This window comes from Amycolatopsis rhizosphaerae (genome assembly GCF_007713715.1).
GTDB lineage: Bacteria > Actinomycetota > Actinomycetes > Mycobacteriales > Pseudonocardiaceae > Amycolatopsis_E > Amycolatopsis_E rhizosphaerae.
The window spans coordinates 1-12,866 of record NZ_VJWX01000185.1; the positions used below are offsets into that span (position 1 = coordinate 1).

Sequence of the window (12,866 nt, forward strand, 5' to 3'; positions counted from 1 at the left end):
GGCCGGGGACGGCCTGGCCCGGGGCAGCCTGGCCCGGGGCGCCGGCGAATTCGCCGCCACCCATCGCCGAGCCCCGTCCGCCGCCGAAATCGCCGCCGCCTGCCGACAGCCCGCTCACCGGGCCGAGCATGCCACCGCCGTAGGCGCCGGCGATGCCGCCGCCGGACCCGCCGACCGAGGAGGCCTTGGTGGCGCCGATCGAGCCGTCGGACGGCAGCCCGAGCGATTCGGGGCCGAAGCTCGGCGTCGCGTTGTCCACTTCGGACATCGCCTGGGTGTAGGCGTTGAAGTACTGCACCTGCTGGGCGTGCACCGCCTTGGCGTCATCGGCCTGCTGCTTCATGTCCGCGACCATCGCCGCCGGACCGCCCGCCAGCATGGCCGCGGTCTGCTTCGCCGGGTCGAACTGCTTCGGCGCGGGCATCTTCTTGACCTCGGCGGCCGCCGAGGCCTGCTGGGCCAGCCGGTTCGACATCACGTGCGCGGCATCGCCCGCCTGCTTGCTGGAGTTCGCGATGCCGACCAGCGCGCCCTGCGCGGAGGCCGCGCCCTGTCCGACCCAGGCGTTGCCGAGCTCGGTGATCGCGTTGTAGAGGTCGTTGGCGGCCTGGTGCAGTTCGTCGCCGTGACTGCGCCACAGCTCACCGGTGGCCTGCGCGGTCGCCGGGTCGTTGTTCACCGTCGCACCCCGGTAGAGCTGGTCGCTCTCCTGCGCGGCCCAGTTCGGCGGGTCCGCGATCGCGCGGTCGTTGCCGTAGTCGAAACCGCCGGCGCTGTTGCGTGCCTGCGCGACGATCGCGGCGCTCTCGCCGTTGTCCCCGAGCTGGACGGTGCTGCCCACGGGAGCGAACGGCGCGCCCGCCGGGGTGGCGGGAGAATTACTGCTGCTCTGGTTAGCCATGACTGCTCAAGCCCCCTGTGTCACGCCCGCCCGGACAGCGCGTCCGCGGCATCCTGGTCGATCTGGTGGTAGTGCCGCATCGCGGCGAGGATCGCCTGCTCTGCCTGCTCGTACTGGCTGTAGAGGTTGCGCAGGGCGAGGGAGTAGGAGTCGCCGCCGCCGTCGGCGCGCTCGGCGAACTTGGCGGCGATCGCGTCGCCGACCGGGTTCGCACCGAGCTTGGGGGCTTCGGCGAGCGAACCGGCGTTGCGCAGGAGGTTCTCCACGGAGTCCTTCCCGGCGCGGATCTTCTTCAGCACGTTCTGCGCGGCATCCGGATCGACTCCCAGCTGGCCGTTCACCGCCGCGTTCTTGAACGCAGCCGCATCCGCGTAGCTGCTGTTCCCCATCAGTTCTCTCCTACCCCAAGTCGATGCTGCCGCACGTGCCCGCGCGACTACCCCTGTTCGCATAGGTTAACGCACCCGGTCGTCGTCTAGGACGCTTTCTCGGCACGTCGGGTTCCGCTTTCCCGCGCCGCACACAGCGTGTTCACCAGGGGTTTCCGCGGGCTGGGCCATTGGGCGTAATGCGGCGGCATCGCGCGGACACGACGAAGGCCGCTTCCCCGCCGGATCCGGCGGAAAAGCGGCCTTCGGGGGAGCGCCGTCAGGCGCCGTAGACGCTGGGGTCCAGGGTGCCGATGTAGGGCAGGTCGCGGTAACGCTCCGCATAGTCCAGCCCGTAACCCACCACGAATTCGTTGGGGATGTCGAAGCCGACGTAGCGCACCGGCACGTCCACCTTGACCGCCTCCGGCTTGCGCAGCAGCGAGCACACCTCCAGTGAGGCCGGGTTGCGGCTGGCGAGGTTCTTCAACAGCCACGACAGCGTGAGCCCGGAGTCGACGATGTCCTCGACGATCAGCACGTGACGGCCCGCGATGTCCCGGTCGAGGTCCTTGAGGATGCGTACCACGCCGGACGAGGAGGTCGACGAGCCGTACGAGGTGACCGCCATGAACTCCAGCTGCGCGGGCATCGGCAGCGCCCTGGCGAAGTCGGTCATGAACATGACGGCGCCCTTGAGCACCCCCACCAGCAAAAGGTCGCCGGTGACACCCTCCCGCTCGTAGTCGGCGGCGATCCCCTTGGCGAGTTCGTCGATCTTGTCCTGGATCTGCTGCTCGGTGACGAGCACGGAGGCGATCTCGCCCTCGTACACGGGTTAGTCCCCTCTTATTTCGCGACGATTCATGGCAAGCCTGCCATGCGTTCGCTCGACCACCAAACCGCCCGGCAGCCAGACCCCGCCCTGACCCCGCCACCGGCCGATCAGCGCATCGACCGAACGGAGGTGCGCGTCACTCAGGTCATGGGCCCCGCCGTCGAGAAGCCATCGGCGCAGCACCCTGCGCCGCAGCGCGGCGGGTACCGGGGTGAGGGCCTTCGCGTCGAGCGTCTCCCCCTCGCCGCGCAGCTGTTCAGCCAGTGAATCAAGGGTTTCGAGGTCTTCGCGGAGTTGCCGCGCGGTGCGGGCGAGCGCCGCCGCCACCCCGCCCGAAAGCACGTCCTCGAGCAACGGCAGTACCTCGTTGCGCAAGCGGACACGGGTGAATCGCGGGTCGGAATTGTGTGGGTCTTCCCACGGTTGGATCCCGAGCACACCGCACGCCTCGCGGGTGACCTCCCGGGGCAGATCGAGCAGCGGGCGTCCCCAGGGCGGGTCCAGCGGCAGCATCCCGGCGACCGAGCGCGGCCCCGAACCGCGGCCGAGGCCGAGCAGCACCGTCTCGGCCTGATCGTCGCGGGTGTGCCCCAGCAGCACGAGCTCCCCGCCGTGCTCCGACAACGCCGCATACCGCGCACGCCGGGCCGCCGCCTCGAGCCCGCCCGGTCCGGAAACCGAGACCCGCAACACCTCGGCCTCGGCCACCCCGAGTTCCCGCGCGGTCTTCGCCGCGTTCTCCGCGACCTCGGCCGAGCCCTCCTGCAACCCGTGATCGACCACGAGCGCGCGCACTCGCACGCCCGCGCGATGCGCGTAGTGTGCCGCGGCGTCGGTCAGTGCCAGTGAATCCGCGCCGCCGGAAACGGCGACGGAGAAGTCCGCCGGTTCGAGCCCGCCCAGGAACTCGCGCACCGCACGGCGGACCGTCAGCAGCGCCTCGCTCACCCGTGGACGCGCCGGACCCACGCCGCCGGATCGGCGATCTCGGCCCGTGTGGGCAGGGTGTTGGGCGAGGTCCACACCACATTGAACCCGGCCATCCCCACCCGGTCGATCACCTGGCGGGTGAACGCCGCGCCCTGCGCGTACTGGCGGATCTTCGCGTCCACGCCGAGCAGGCTGCGCAGGACCCGGTCCAGCAGCCCGCCGCCGCGGCGACGCGCCGTGAAACGGGCTCGGATCGTCTCCACCGCGGGCACCACGCTCGGGCCGACCGCGTCCATCACGTAGTCCGCGTGCCCCTCCAGCAGGGTGGACAGGGCCAGCAGGCGTTCGAAGACCTCGCGCTGCTGCGGAGAGCGCATCAGCTGGGTCAGTGCCACCACCCCGTCGGCCTTGCTGCGCTTGACCTCCCGGAACGCGTCGGGCAGCCGCCCCAGTAGTTCGGAGAGCCCTTCGTCGGCCCCGGCGAGCCCTCCGACCAGGCGCTCGACCTCGTCGGCGAAGTAGTCCCGCAGCCAGTTCACCGCGGTGAACTGCAGCCGGTGCGTGCACTCGTGCAGGCAGACCCACATCCGGAAGTCCCGGCCGGGCACCTGCATCGCATGCTGGGCGGTGACCACGTTGGGCGCCACCAGCAGCAGTTGGCCGGAGCGCCCCTGCCCGCCGAACGGGTCGTACTGGCCGAGCACACGGGAAGCGAGGAAGGCCAGCACCACCCCGGTCTGCACCCCGGCGCTGCCGGCGAGCACCGGGGAGAGCGGGTTGGCCGGCAGCGCCCGAAGCGCCTTCCCGGTCAGCGCGTCAAGGCCCGCCGCCGCGGACCGCACCCAGCCCGGCCGGTCCACCACCTCGCCGGGCAGCAGGGACAACCCGGCGCCGAGTCCGGTCAGCTCACGGACATGGGCCTCCGCGTCGACCGTCAGCTCACGGAGTTCGGAGACCGCCAGCGACGCCTCCTCACGCGAGACGTTCGGGCCGCCCCGCACCAGGAACGCGCCCGTGGACGCGGCGAGCGACCAGTCCACAACCGGCCGGAAGTTGTCCTCGCCCACTGTTCCCATCACCCGATCCACGGTTGTCGCTCCCAAGTCCAGCGGAAACGCCGTACCACTCGCCGTCGACGCTACCCGCCGTCAACGGCATCCGCAGCCGCGTAGCGCCGCCGCCACGGCATCCAGCGACTGGCGGCCCGTATCGGTGTTCGAGCGGTTGGACATCAGGGCGAACACCAGGACGCGGCCGTCCTTGTCCAGCACCACACCGGCGAGCGTGTTCACCCCCATCGACGAGATGGTCCCGGTCTTCGCCCGGACCCAGCCCTTGCCCAGTGCCGCGGCCCCGTCGGTGTAGCGATCGGAGAGCGTGCCGCTGCCCCCGGCGACCGGCAGGCCTTCCAGCAGCGGCCGCAGTTTCGCCGTCCGCGGGTCCTTGCCGTCCGGCGCCGCCGCCACGGCGAGCAACTGGGCGAGCAGCCTGGCGGGCACCTTGTTCGCTGTGGACAGTCCACTGTTGTCGCTGATGCTGACCGAGGAGACGTCGAAACCGTTCTGAGCCAACACCTCCATGGTCGCCTCGGTGCCTCCGGAGAAGGAGGCCGGTTTACCGGTCGCGATGGCGGTCTGCCGTCCGATCACCTCGGCCAGGTCGTTGTCCGAAAGCTGCAGCGCGGCATCGACCAGTTCCGTCAGCGGAGCCGACCGCACCTCGCCGAGCACCTTCGCGCCCCGGGGAGCGGTGGTGGTGCTGGTCGAGGCGACCGATGCACCGAGCCGCTGCGCGAAGGTCTGCAGCAGCGTGAGCGCGGGGTTCGCGGCGCGCATCGAGTGGTCGTCGATGGGGTTCGAGCGCCCGCCATCGAGCATCGCGGGCACCATGGGTGCGGCATAGGTGGACGGCGCGTCCGTGGGGTCCCAGCCCGGCCCCGTCGTCGGACCGGTGAAGGCGGACAGGTCGATCTGGACCTTCTTGATCTGGCCACCGCTCGCCCGTTTCACCTGGGCGACCAGATCGTCCAGATGCGCCGCACCGGGATAGAGGTTCTCCTTGCCCGCGGGCAAGGACGACAGCGTCAGATCGCCACCGGCGACCAGAACGGCGGTGTCCGGTGTGGATCCCGCGACCACCTTCGTGCTCAGCTGGAGACCGTGGTCGACCTTGAGCAGCGCGGCCGAGCTGGTGAGCACTTTGGTCACCGATGCCGGCGTGAGCAGCTGCGAAGAGTTGTGATCCCAGAGGACGCTGTTCGTGGCCGGGTCGATCACGATCCCGGTGAAGGTGCCGAGTGCCGAGTTGCCCGCCAGGCCCGACAATGCCGCGGACACCCCGGAATTCGTGGGCGTCGGTGCCGACGCATCCGGACCGTGCAACGACAGCACCACCGAAGCGGGCTGCGGGCTGTCCCCCTTGGGCCGGTTCGGTGCCCAGGGCAGGCCGAGGCGGTTCGACACGTACGGCATGGCGAGCGCGACGCCGACGACGATCACCAGCACCAGCGCGAGTCCGCCGACGAGCAAGGGACGCCGCTTCCGCCGCGGCGCGGCCTGATCCGGCTCCGGAACGGGGGTTTCGGTGGCCGGTTCACCCCCACCGCTCTCGGCGGGACGCGGCCCGTCACCCGGCTCGATCCGCATCGGCGGCGCCGGAGCCGAAGAAGCCCCGGGGATCGGCTGGGAGGGCACCGGCGGAATCTGCGCCGGAGGAGCGGGCATCACCGGCTGGGGCGCTCGTGGTGCCGCCGGGGCCTGGAACTGCTGCGCCGGCGTTGGTGCCGGTGACGGCCTCGGGACGAACACGGTTTTCTGCTCTGGCGGCGACTCCGGCATCGGAAGCCGGATCGCCTGTGTCGCCTCGCTCGACTCCGCCGACTCGGTCGGCTGCTGCGTCGCCTGAGGAGGCCGCGCCGACGAGGAAACCTGGATCCCCTGGGTCGCCTCGCCCGGCTCGGCCGACTCCGTCGACGGCGGAACCTGAATCGCCTGCGTCGCCTCACCAGACTCCGCGGACGACGAAACCTGGATCGCCTGGGTCGACTCGCCCGACTCCGCCGACTCCTGCGCCGACGACGTGGGAGACGACTCGGGGGGAGACTCGTGAGGCGGTTCCTGCGGCCAGGCAGGCTCGGCAGGCGATACCGGCAACTGCGCGGTCGCTCCACCGTCCCCGGAGCCCTCGGCAACGGACGCGTCCGAGTCGTCGGACGGCCACTGTGGCTGATCTTCGTGCGGCGGCACGCACCCCTCCTCATCGCGTCGGCGCACCAGGGGCCAAACTCACAGTCGCCTAGACGACATCGGTGCGACTTCCCAACGGCGCGTAGTCCACACTAGTGAAGACAAGTTAGCGAAACCGCAAGCCGCTTGGGCGGCTTGAAAAGACGAGGTCAGCGAGGACGCCGTGGAGTTCGACGCCACCATCGAAATCCCCAAGGGGGAGCGCAACAAGTACGAAGTGGACCACAAGACAGGGCGCATCCGGCTGGACCGCACCCTGTTCACGGCCACGCAATACCCGGCCGACTATGGGTTCATCGACGACACCCTCGGCCAGGATGGTGACCCGCTGGACGTGCTCGTCCTGGTCCAGGAGCCGACCTTCCCCGGCTGCCTCATCCGCTGCCGGGCCATCGGGATGTTCCGGATGACCGACGAGAAGGGGCCTGACGACAAGGTTCTCGCGGTGCCGTCCGACGACCCGCGGCTGGAGCACCTGCGTGACATCCACCACTTGAACGAGTTCCACAAGCTCGAAATCGAGCACTTCTTCCAGGTCTACAAGGACCTGGAGCCCGCCAAGAGCGTGGAAGGCTCCGAGTGGGTGGGCCGGAACGAGGCCGAGGCCGAGATCCGCCGTTCCTACCAGCGTGAACTCGACCGCCAGGCGAAGGAAGCCGCCGAGGCCGGCGAGCACTGACGCGCCACAGGCCGAAGGGGCCCAACGTGATCCTCGATCACGTTGGGCCCCTTTGCGTCACGCCTGGTAGCCGGGGATGGGGTAGGCGGCCAGCAGGTCGCGCACCTCACCGGCGATCTTGTCCAGGGCCGGCTCGTCCTGCGCGGCGGCCGCGGCGACCGTCCGGTCGATCCACTCCGCGATCTGCGGCTGGTGCTCCGGCTTGAGACCGCGGGTGGTGATCGCCGCGGTGCCCAGCCGGATGCCCGACGGATCGAAGGGCTTGCGCGGGTCGAACGGCACCGTGTTGTAGTTCAGTTCGATCCCGGCGCGGTCCAGTGCCTGCGCGGCGGGCTTGCCGCCGATCTGCTTGTTCGTCAGGTCGACCAGCAGGAGGTGGTTGTCCGTGCCACCGGAGACCAGGTTGAAACCGCGCTCGATGAGCGCCTCGGCCAGCGCCTTGGCGTTGGCCACGATGCCGTGCGCGTAGTCGCGGAACTCCGGCTTGGCCGCCTCGCCCAGTGCCACCGCGATCGCGGCGGTGGTGTGGTTGTGCGGACCGCCCTGCAGGCCGGGGAACACCGCCTTGTCCACCGCCTTGGCGTGCTCGGCGTCGGACATGATCATCGCGCCGCGCGGGCCGCGCAGCGTCTTGTGCGTGGTGGTGGTGATGACCTGCGCGTGCCCCACCGGCGAGGGGTGCGCGCCACCGGCGACCAGCCCGGCGATGTGCGCGATGTCGGCCACCAGCACCGCACCCGCCTCTTCGGCGATCTTGGCGAAGGCGGGGAAGTCGATGGTGCGGGGGATGGCGGTGCCGCCCGCGAAGATCACCTTCGGGCGGTGCTCGAGCGCCAGGTCACGCACCTGGTCCAGGTCGACCCGGCCGGTCTCCTTGCGCACGCCGTAGCGCACCGCGTTGAACCACTTGCCGGTGGCCGACACGGTCCAGCCGTGGGTGAGGTGGCCGCCGTCGGGCAGCGCCATGCCCATCACGGTGTCGCCGGGCTGCAGGAAGGCGAGATAGACGGCCAGGTTGGCCGGGGAGCCGGAGTAGGGCTGCACGTTGGCGTGCTCGACGCCGAACACCGACTTCGCGCGCTCGATCGCGAGCCGCTCGATCTGGTCGACGAACTGCTGGCCCTCGTAGTAGCGCTTGCCGGGGTAGCCCTCGGAGTACTTGTTGGTCAGTACCGTCCCGGTCGCCTCGAGCACCGCCTGCGAGACGTAGTTCTCCGAGGCGATCAACCGGATCTTCTCGGCCTGACGGCGCGCCTCGTCCTCCACGAGCCCGGCGATCTCCGGGTCGGCGGCGGTGAGGGTCGGGATGGGGGGCTGGTGCGTCATGTCTCTACTCCTGACACTGGCCACACCCAGGCGCGCGGTGCCGGCCTTGTCGGTCGCTTCCCGGTGGTGCTCCACCCTAATGGCGCCAGTCGCTGCTGTACCTCCGATGTTAGTGCACCTCGCGCGGCCTCGTTCCCGTCCGGTCGCCGCGGGCGGGAACCCACGGCGACGGCCGGGAACCGGTCAGGATTCGACGGGCTCGATACCCGCGGCGTGACGGCGGGCGAGTTCCTGGTAGACAGCCGCGTTGTGGTCGACCCAGGCCCGCGCGGAGTCGCTCAGCGGGACGAACTTCTTCGCGGGCGTGCCCATCGCGATGACCTCGGGCGGCACCTCGGTGTTCGGGCCGACGGTCGCCCCCGCCGCGATCAGTGCCCGCTCCCCGATCCTGGCCTGGTCGAGCACCGTGGAGCCGTTGCCGATCAACGCCTGCTCGCCGATGGTGCAGTCGTGTACCAGGCACATGTGCCCCACGGTCACGTTGCGGCCGACCTCGCAGACGCCGGTGTTGACGTGGATCACCGAGTTGTCCTGGATGTTGGCACCCTCGCGGATGACGATCTTGCCGAAGTCGGCCCGGATCACCACCCCGTACCAGATGGAGACGTTCTTCTCGATGACGACGTCACCGATGAGCGTCGCGGTCGGGGCGATCCAGGCGTCGGGGTGCACGGTGGGGCTGACGCCCTCGAACGAGAACAGAGGCATAGCCGCACCCTATGCGCTTTCGGCGGGCTTGCTGGGAGTGAGCACGGGTTCCAGCGCACCTCGCCGGGCCGACAGGGCGAGCAGCGCACAGGGGAGCACCACCCCGATGCCCAGCACCACGGTCTGGGACACCGCGCTCGAGGTCGGGAAATGCTCCAGGTGCAGGATGTGGAACACGAAGTGCGGCACGGCGAACACCAGGCTCGCGGCGAGCGCGGTGCGCACCATCACCCGCTCCATGCGGATCGCGGCCACCACCAGCACCAGCACGGACGCCAGCGTCAGCGCCCCGACATCGGTCATCAGGTGCTCGTTGTACGGCGGGAGCAACGCCACCCACGAGCGGCCGGACGCCGGGAAATCGTCGTAGAACACCTTGGGCAGCAACAGCTGCACGAGACCGGCCGGCCCATACCCGACGGCCATGAACAAGAGCCCGGCCCGCAGCAAACCCCGGGAAGTCATCGACGGCTCCCCCGGTAGGACACGCCGGCCGGTTCCGGATGCGCGGCGAGGTAGTCCTCGAACGTGATCACCCCGTCGGCGTGTTCCGGCACCAGGTTGCCACCCTGACGCAGGGCCCGCCCCAGCCGCCCGGGTACCCGCACCGCTGTCACAGGCCGTCGCCGTCCCGTGGCCCGCAGGTAGGCGCGGGCCAGCTCACGCGCGGGCCGCGCCTGCGGGCCACCCATTTCCAGCACCCGGCCGACCGGGTCGCCCGTCGCCAGTGCCACCAGCCGCCCGGCCACGTCCCGCACGTCGACCGGCTGGAAGGAGCACCCGGGGACCGGCATGACCGGCAGCTTCGCCACGCCCGCGAACATCAGTCGCACCAGATCGTGGAACTGGGTGGCGCGCAGGACCGTGTACGGCACACCGGATCGCGCGAAGATCTCCTCGGCCGCCAACTTCCCCCGGTAGTAGCCGAGTGGCACCCGGTCGACGCCCACAATGGACACGTAGACCAGGTGGCGGCACCCGGCCCGCCGCGCGGCGTCGGCCAGTGTCGCGGCCTGTGCCGCGTCCTTCTTGCCGTTCATCCCGGTCGCGCAGTGGATGACCAGGTCCAGCCCGGTCAGCGCCTCGTCCAGCCCCTCGCCGGTGTCCAGGTCGGCCGTCGCCCACTCCTGGCCGTGCGGCTCCGCCGGTGCCGGGCGGCGGCTCATCACCCGCGCCAGTCGCCCGTGCTCGGCCAGCCGGGCGACCACCACCCGGCCGAGCGCGCCCGTCCCACCCGTCACCAAGATCGGTTCACTCATGAGGCTCCTCCTTCAGCAGTCACCTAGGAGGAACCAGCGAGCCCCCCGGAACGTGACAACTGCCGGGCCAGGAAGTCCAGCTTCTCCGGGTTGGTCACCGCCCGAAGTGCACTGATGCACTCCCCGGTGACCTCCATCACCCAGACTCCGAGCAGCATCGGCCCAGCAAGGCCCAGCACGGCCGGGTCGCCGTTGACCTCGGCGAAGCCGAACTCGACCCCAGTGGCGCGGTTCATCATCCCGGCGCACAGGCGGGCGACCTTCTCCCGGCCGAGCACCGGGCGGCGGGCCGAGGTGACCTGGCCGCCGCCATCGCTCCACGAAACGACGTCCTCGGCCAGGAACGCCTCCAGCGCCGGCAGATCGCCCTCCTGCGCGGCCGCGAGGAACCGCTGAAGCAGATCGAACTGCCGCCGCCGGTCCGGCTGGAAGCGCGGCCGGCCCTCGTCCACGCGGGCCTTGGCGCGGTGGTGCAACTGCCGGCAGTTGGCCTCCGAGATGCCCATGATCTCCGCGATCTCCCGGTGCCCGTAGGCGAAGGCCTCCCGCAGCACGAACACCGCGCGCTCGGCGGGCGTGAGCCGCTCCAGCAACACCAGCAGCGCCAAGGACACCGAATCACGCTGCTGCACGGTCTCCAGCGGGCCGAGCGCACCGTCCTCGGTGATCACCGGCTCCGGCAGCCAAGGCCCGATGTAGTGCTCCCGCTGCCTCGCCGCCGCGGCCAGCCGGTTCAGGCACAGGTTGGTGACCACCCTCGTCAGCCAGGCGGACAGCGCGTTGATCGCCTCCCGATCGGCCCCTCGGAACCGGAGGAACGCGTCCTGGACCACGTCCTCCGCCTCGGCCGCCGAACCCAGCATGCGATAGGCCAGCCCGAACAGCCGGGGCCGGTACTGCTCGAACTCCACACCAGAAAGATCAGGCGACGCCATGCCGCGAGTGTGCCCTGCCCACGATGGTCAGGGCTTCGGTGGCACCGGCACCGCAACGAGCGCTCGCGGTACCCGGACAAGGCAGTGCCCGGCCTGCACAGGCCGGGCACCGCTTTCCCTGCTCACCGATGGCGCCAGGGCTTCGAACTTCGAATCAGCACGTTCCGCCGGGGGTTCCGCCGGGGAGCTCGTTGCAGTGTCCCGGCCCGATGATTCCGTTGTTGTAGCGGTCCAGTGTGGTGGCCCAGCTGTTGACCATGCCGCGCTCGGCCACGTTGAGGGAACCCCAGTCCGCGGAGTTGTGAGTGGCCAGGAAGGCGTCGGCAGCGGCGATGGTGCCGGCCACCGCGGTGTCGCTCGCACCGTTGGCGATGTTGAGCTTCGCGGCGAGCAACTGTGCGTACAGCCTGTTGATGCCATTGGAGGCGTTACCGCTGAAGCTGGGCGGGAAAATGTAGGACGCCTCCGCCCAGGTGTCCACCGTGATGCTCTTCTGTCCGTTTTCGGTGCCGAGGGTTATCGGCAGCAGCGCGGTCGTGGCCTGCTCGTGAGTGGCCCAGTAGCCAATCGTGTAGGTGCATCCCTTGGAAGAACAGTTCACCTGCACGGACGCGGACGCGGACGGCCCCGGGGTGTTGTCGTCGGTGTAGGTCAGGGATGCCGTGTTCGTTTGGATACCCGCGTCGGCGCAGGTGAACGTGCGCGTGTACGGCACCGACTGGCTGCTGGAAAATGTTCCCAGATATCCGGCGAAGCTGTCGGTGAGGCGGACTTCGCTGTGCACCGGGGTAATGCTCAACGGCCAGTCGAAGCTGGCGGACGTGCTCGGACCGAAGGGCACTCCCAGGTGCCCTGAATGGTTCGTGATCGTGGTGTCGGCCGTCACCTTGTACGCGTGGCCGGCATCCGGCGGGATCGGGACGTTCACGCGGTACTGGTAGCAGTGGGTCTCACCTGCCGCCAGAACCGGATGACCGGATACGTCCAGTGGCTGCGTGGCGATTGGGGTCGTCATCGGTGGTTGGGTCACCGTCAGGGTCGAGGCCAGGTTCTCGGTGGCGACGGCACCTCCGTTGGTGATGCAGACGGCCCCGGTGATGTACGCCTCTTCGGTGCCGTTGTCTCTCGCCAAGTTGATCGTGTAGTTGACGGGAGCCGACTGACCCGGTGTCAGGTTCACGGTGGTGGGGGTGGCCGACTTCTGGATCGTCCAGTGGTAGGTGTTCGTCCAGTGGGGCGTGGCGGTGACGTCCTGGGTCAGCGTGGTACCGGCTTGGCCCTGGGCAAGGGCCGGCATCGCCGGTGCCCCCATGCCGATGGCCATTGCGGCCATCGGCACCAAACCGAGCGGCGCCAACCGCCGGGCGCGAAACTTCATACTCTCCTCCGATGGGGGTCATCAGCGTTCGCGGCACGATTCGGGGCGCGCGCTCGACGCTGTGATGATTTCGTTATCGGACGGTACTGATGTCGTTATGTCGCAAGGAAGACCGCGGCGGGAAGACCACACCAAAGGTCCGCTTGCCCGATCTTGACCGCACAAAGCGGGTGATCAGCGGAAACGACGCAAGGGATCTCGCCCAAAAACGCCCAGGAAATGAGTCAGGGACCCTCCGTAGAGGGTCCCTGACCGGCGGAGCCGCCTAGGGGAATCGAACCCCTGACCTGCTCATTACG

Annotated in this window: 12 protein-coding genes, 1 pseudogene and 1 riboswitch; of the genes and pseudogenes, 1 reads left to right on the plus strand and 12 read right to left on the minus strand. The window is 69.7% G+C overall.

Annotated features, from left to right (window positions below):
* From FNH05_RS18930 to dacB, 6 genes and pseudogenes are all read right to left on the minus strand, one after another.
* A pseudogene (locus tag FNH05_RS18930) lies at nucleotides 1-901 on the minus strand (hypothetical protein); the annotation flags it as partial.
* Between the two features lie 20 nt (nucleotides 902-921).
* Nucleotides 922-1,290: a hypothetical protein gene (locus FNH05_RS18935; RefSeq protein WP_144590029.1), complete on the minus strand. Its 369-nt coding sequence runs from the start codon at nucleotides 1,288-1,290 to the stop codon at nucleotides 922-924.
* 259 nt (nucleotides 1,291-1,549) lie between these two features.
* Nucleotides 1,550-2,104, minus strand: coding sequence for a hypoxanthine phosphoribosyltransferase (gene hpt, locus FNH05_RS18940; protein WP_144590030.1), 555 nt, complete (start codon nucleotides 2,102-2,104; stop codon nucleotides 1,550-1,552).
* 3 nt (nucleotides 2,105-2,107) lie between these two features.
* The gene (gene tilS, locus FNH05_RS18945; RefSeq protein WP_222426654.1) at nucleotides 2,108-3,055 is read right to left on the minus strand and encodes a tRNA lysidine(34) synthetase TilS; all 948 of its coding nucleotides are present in this window, start codon (nucleotides 3,053-3,055) and stop codon (nucleotides 2,108-2,110) included.
* Entirely contained in the window at nucleotides 3,052-4,113 is a 1,062-nt protein-coding gene (locus FNH05_RS18950) for a zinc-dependent metalloprotease (RefSeq protein WP_144590039.1), read from the minus strand. The genes tilS and FNH05_RS18950 overlap by 4 nt, the downstream gene beginning before the upstream one ends.
* 72 nt (nucleotides 4,114-4,185) lie before the next feature.
* Entirely contained in the window at nucleotides 4,186-5,730 is a 1,545-nt protein-coding gene (gene dacB / locus FNH05_RS18955) for a D-alanyl-D-alanine carboxypeptidase/D-alanyl-D-alanine endopeptidase (RefSeq protein ID WP_246127824.1), read from the minus strand.
* Between the two features lie 715 nt (nucleotides 5,731-6,445).
* Here dacB and FNH05_RS18960 point away from each other — a divergent pair.
* Nucleotides 6,446-6,961 (plus strand): inorganic diphosphatase, encoded by a 516-nt coding sequence (locus tag FNH05_RS18960; RefSeq protein WP_144590033.1) that lies wholly within the window; start codon nucleotides 6,446-6,448, stop codon nucleotides 6,959-6,961.
* 57 nt (nucleotides 6,962-7,018) lie between these two features.
* Here FNH05_RS18960 and FNH05_RS18965 read toward each other — a convergent pair whose 3' ends face one another.
* The 6 genes from FNH05_RS18965 to FNH05_RS18990 form a co-directional block, all read right to left on the minus strand.
* Nucleotides 7,019-8,287, minus strand: coding sequence for a serine hydroxymethyltransferase (locus tag FNH05_RS18965; RefSeq protein WP_144590034.1), 1,269 nt, complete (start codon nucleotides 8,285-8,287; stop codon nucleotides 7,019-7,021).
* Nucleotides 8,288-8,304: 17 nt separating this feature from the next.
* A riboswitch (ZMP/ZTP riboswitch) is annotated at nucleotides 8,305-8,390 on the minus strand.
* 80 nt (nucleotides 8,391-8,470) lie between these two features.
* Nucleotides 8,471-8,995: a gamma carbonic anhydrase family protein gene (locus FNH05_RS18970; protein WP_144590035.1), complete on the minus strand. Its 525-nt coding sequence runs from the start codon at nucleotides 8,993-8,995 to the stop codon at nucleotides 8,471-8,473.
* Nucleotides 8,996-9,004: 9 nt separating this feature from the next.
* Nucleotides 9,005-9,460, minus strand: coding sequence for a hypothetical protein (locus FNH05_RS18975; RefSeq protein WP_222426655.1), 456 nt, complete (start codon nucleotides 9,458-9,460; stop codon nucleotides 9,005-9,007).
* The gene (locus FNH05_RS18980; RefSeq protein WP_144590036.1) at nucleotides 9,457-10,254 is read right to left on the minus strand and encodes an SDR family oxidoreductase; all 798 of its coding nucleotides are present in this window, start codon (nucleotides 10,252-10,254) and stop codon (nucleotides 9,457-9,459) included. The genes FNH05_RS18975 and FNH05_RS18980 overlap by 4 nt, the downstream gene beginning before the upstream one ends.
* A gap of 23 nt (nucleotides 10,255-10,277) precedes the next feature.
* Nucleotides 10,278-11,189, minus strand: coding sequence for an RNA polymerase sigma-70 factor (locus tag FNH05_RS18985; protein WP_144590037.1), 912 nt, complete (start codon nucleotides 11,187-11,189; stop codon nucleotides 10,278-10,280).
* A 154-nt stretch (nucleotides 11,190-11,343) separates the two neighbouring features.
* Entirely contained in the window at nucleotides 11,344-12,567 is a 1,224-nt protein-coding gene (locus FNH05_RS18990; RefSeq protein ID WP_144590038.1) for a hypothetical protein, read from the minus strand.
* Nucleotides 12,568-12,866: the final 299 nt, after the last annotated feature.

Coding starts and splice junctions, on each gene's coding strand:
- FNH05_RS18970 (WP_144590035.1), bottom strand. CDS start 8,995: ATGCCTCTGTTCTCGTTCGAGGGCGTCAGCCCCACCGTGCACCCCGAC.
- FNH05_RS18990 (WP_144590038.1), bottom strand. CDS start 12,567: ATGAAGTTTCGCGCCCGGCGGTTGGCGCCGCTCGGTTTGGTGCCGATG.
- FNH05_RS18935 (WP_144590029.1), bottom strand. CDS start 1,290: ATGGGGAACAGCAGCTACGCGGATGCGGCTGCGTTCAAGAACGCGGCG.
- FNH05_RS18985 (WP_144590037.1), bottom strand. CDS start 11,189: ATGGCGTCGCCTGATCTTTCTGGTGTGGAGTTCGAGCAGTACCGGCCC.
- FNH05_RS18975 (WP_222426655.1), bottom strand. CDS start 9,460: ATGACTTCCCGGGGTTTGCTGCGGGCCGGGCTCTTGTTCATGGCCGTC.
- FNH05_RS18965 (WP_144590034.1), bottom strand. CDS start 8,287: ATGACGCACCAGCCCCCCATCCCGACCCTCACCGCCGCCGACCCGGAG.
- FNH05_RS18980 (WP_144590036.1), bottom strand. CDS start 10,254: ATGAGTGAACCGATCTTGGTGACGGGTGGGACGGGCGCGCTCGGCCGG.
- FNH05_RS18950 (WP_144590039.1), bottom strand. CDS start 4,113: ATGGGAACAGTGGGCGAGGACAACTTCCGGCCGGTTGTGGACTGGTCG.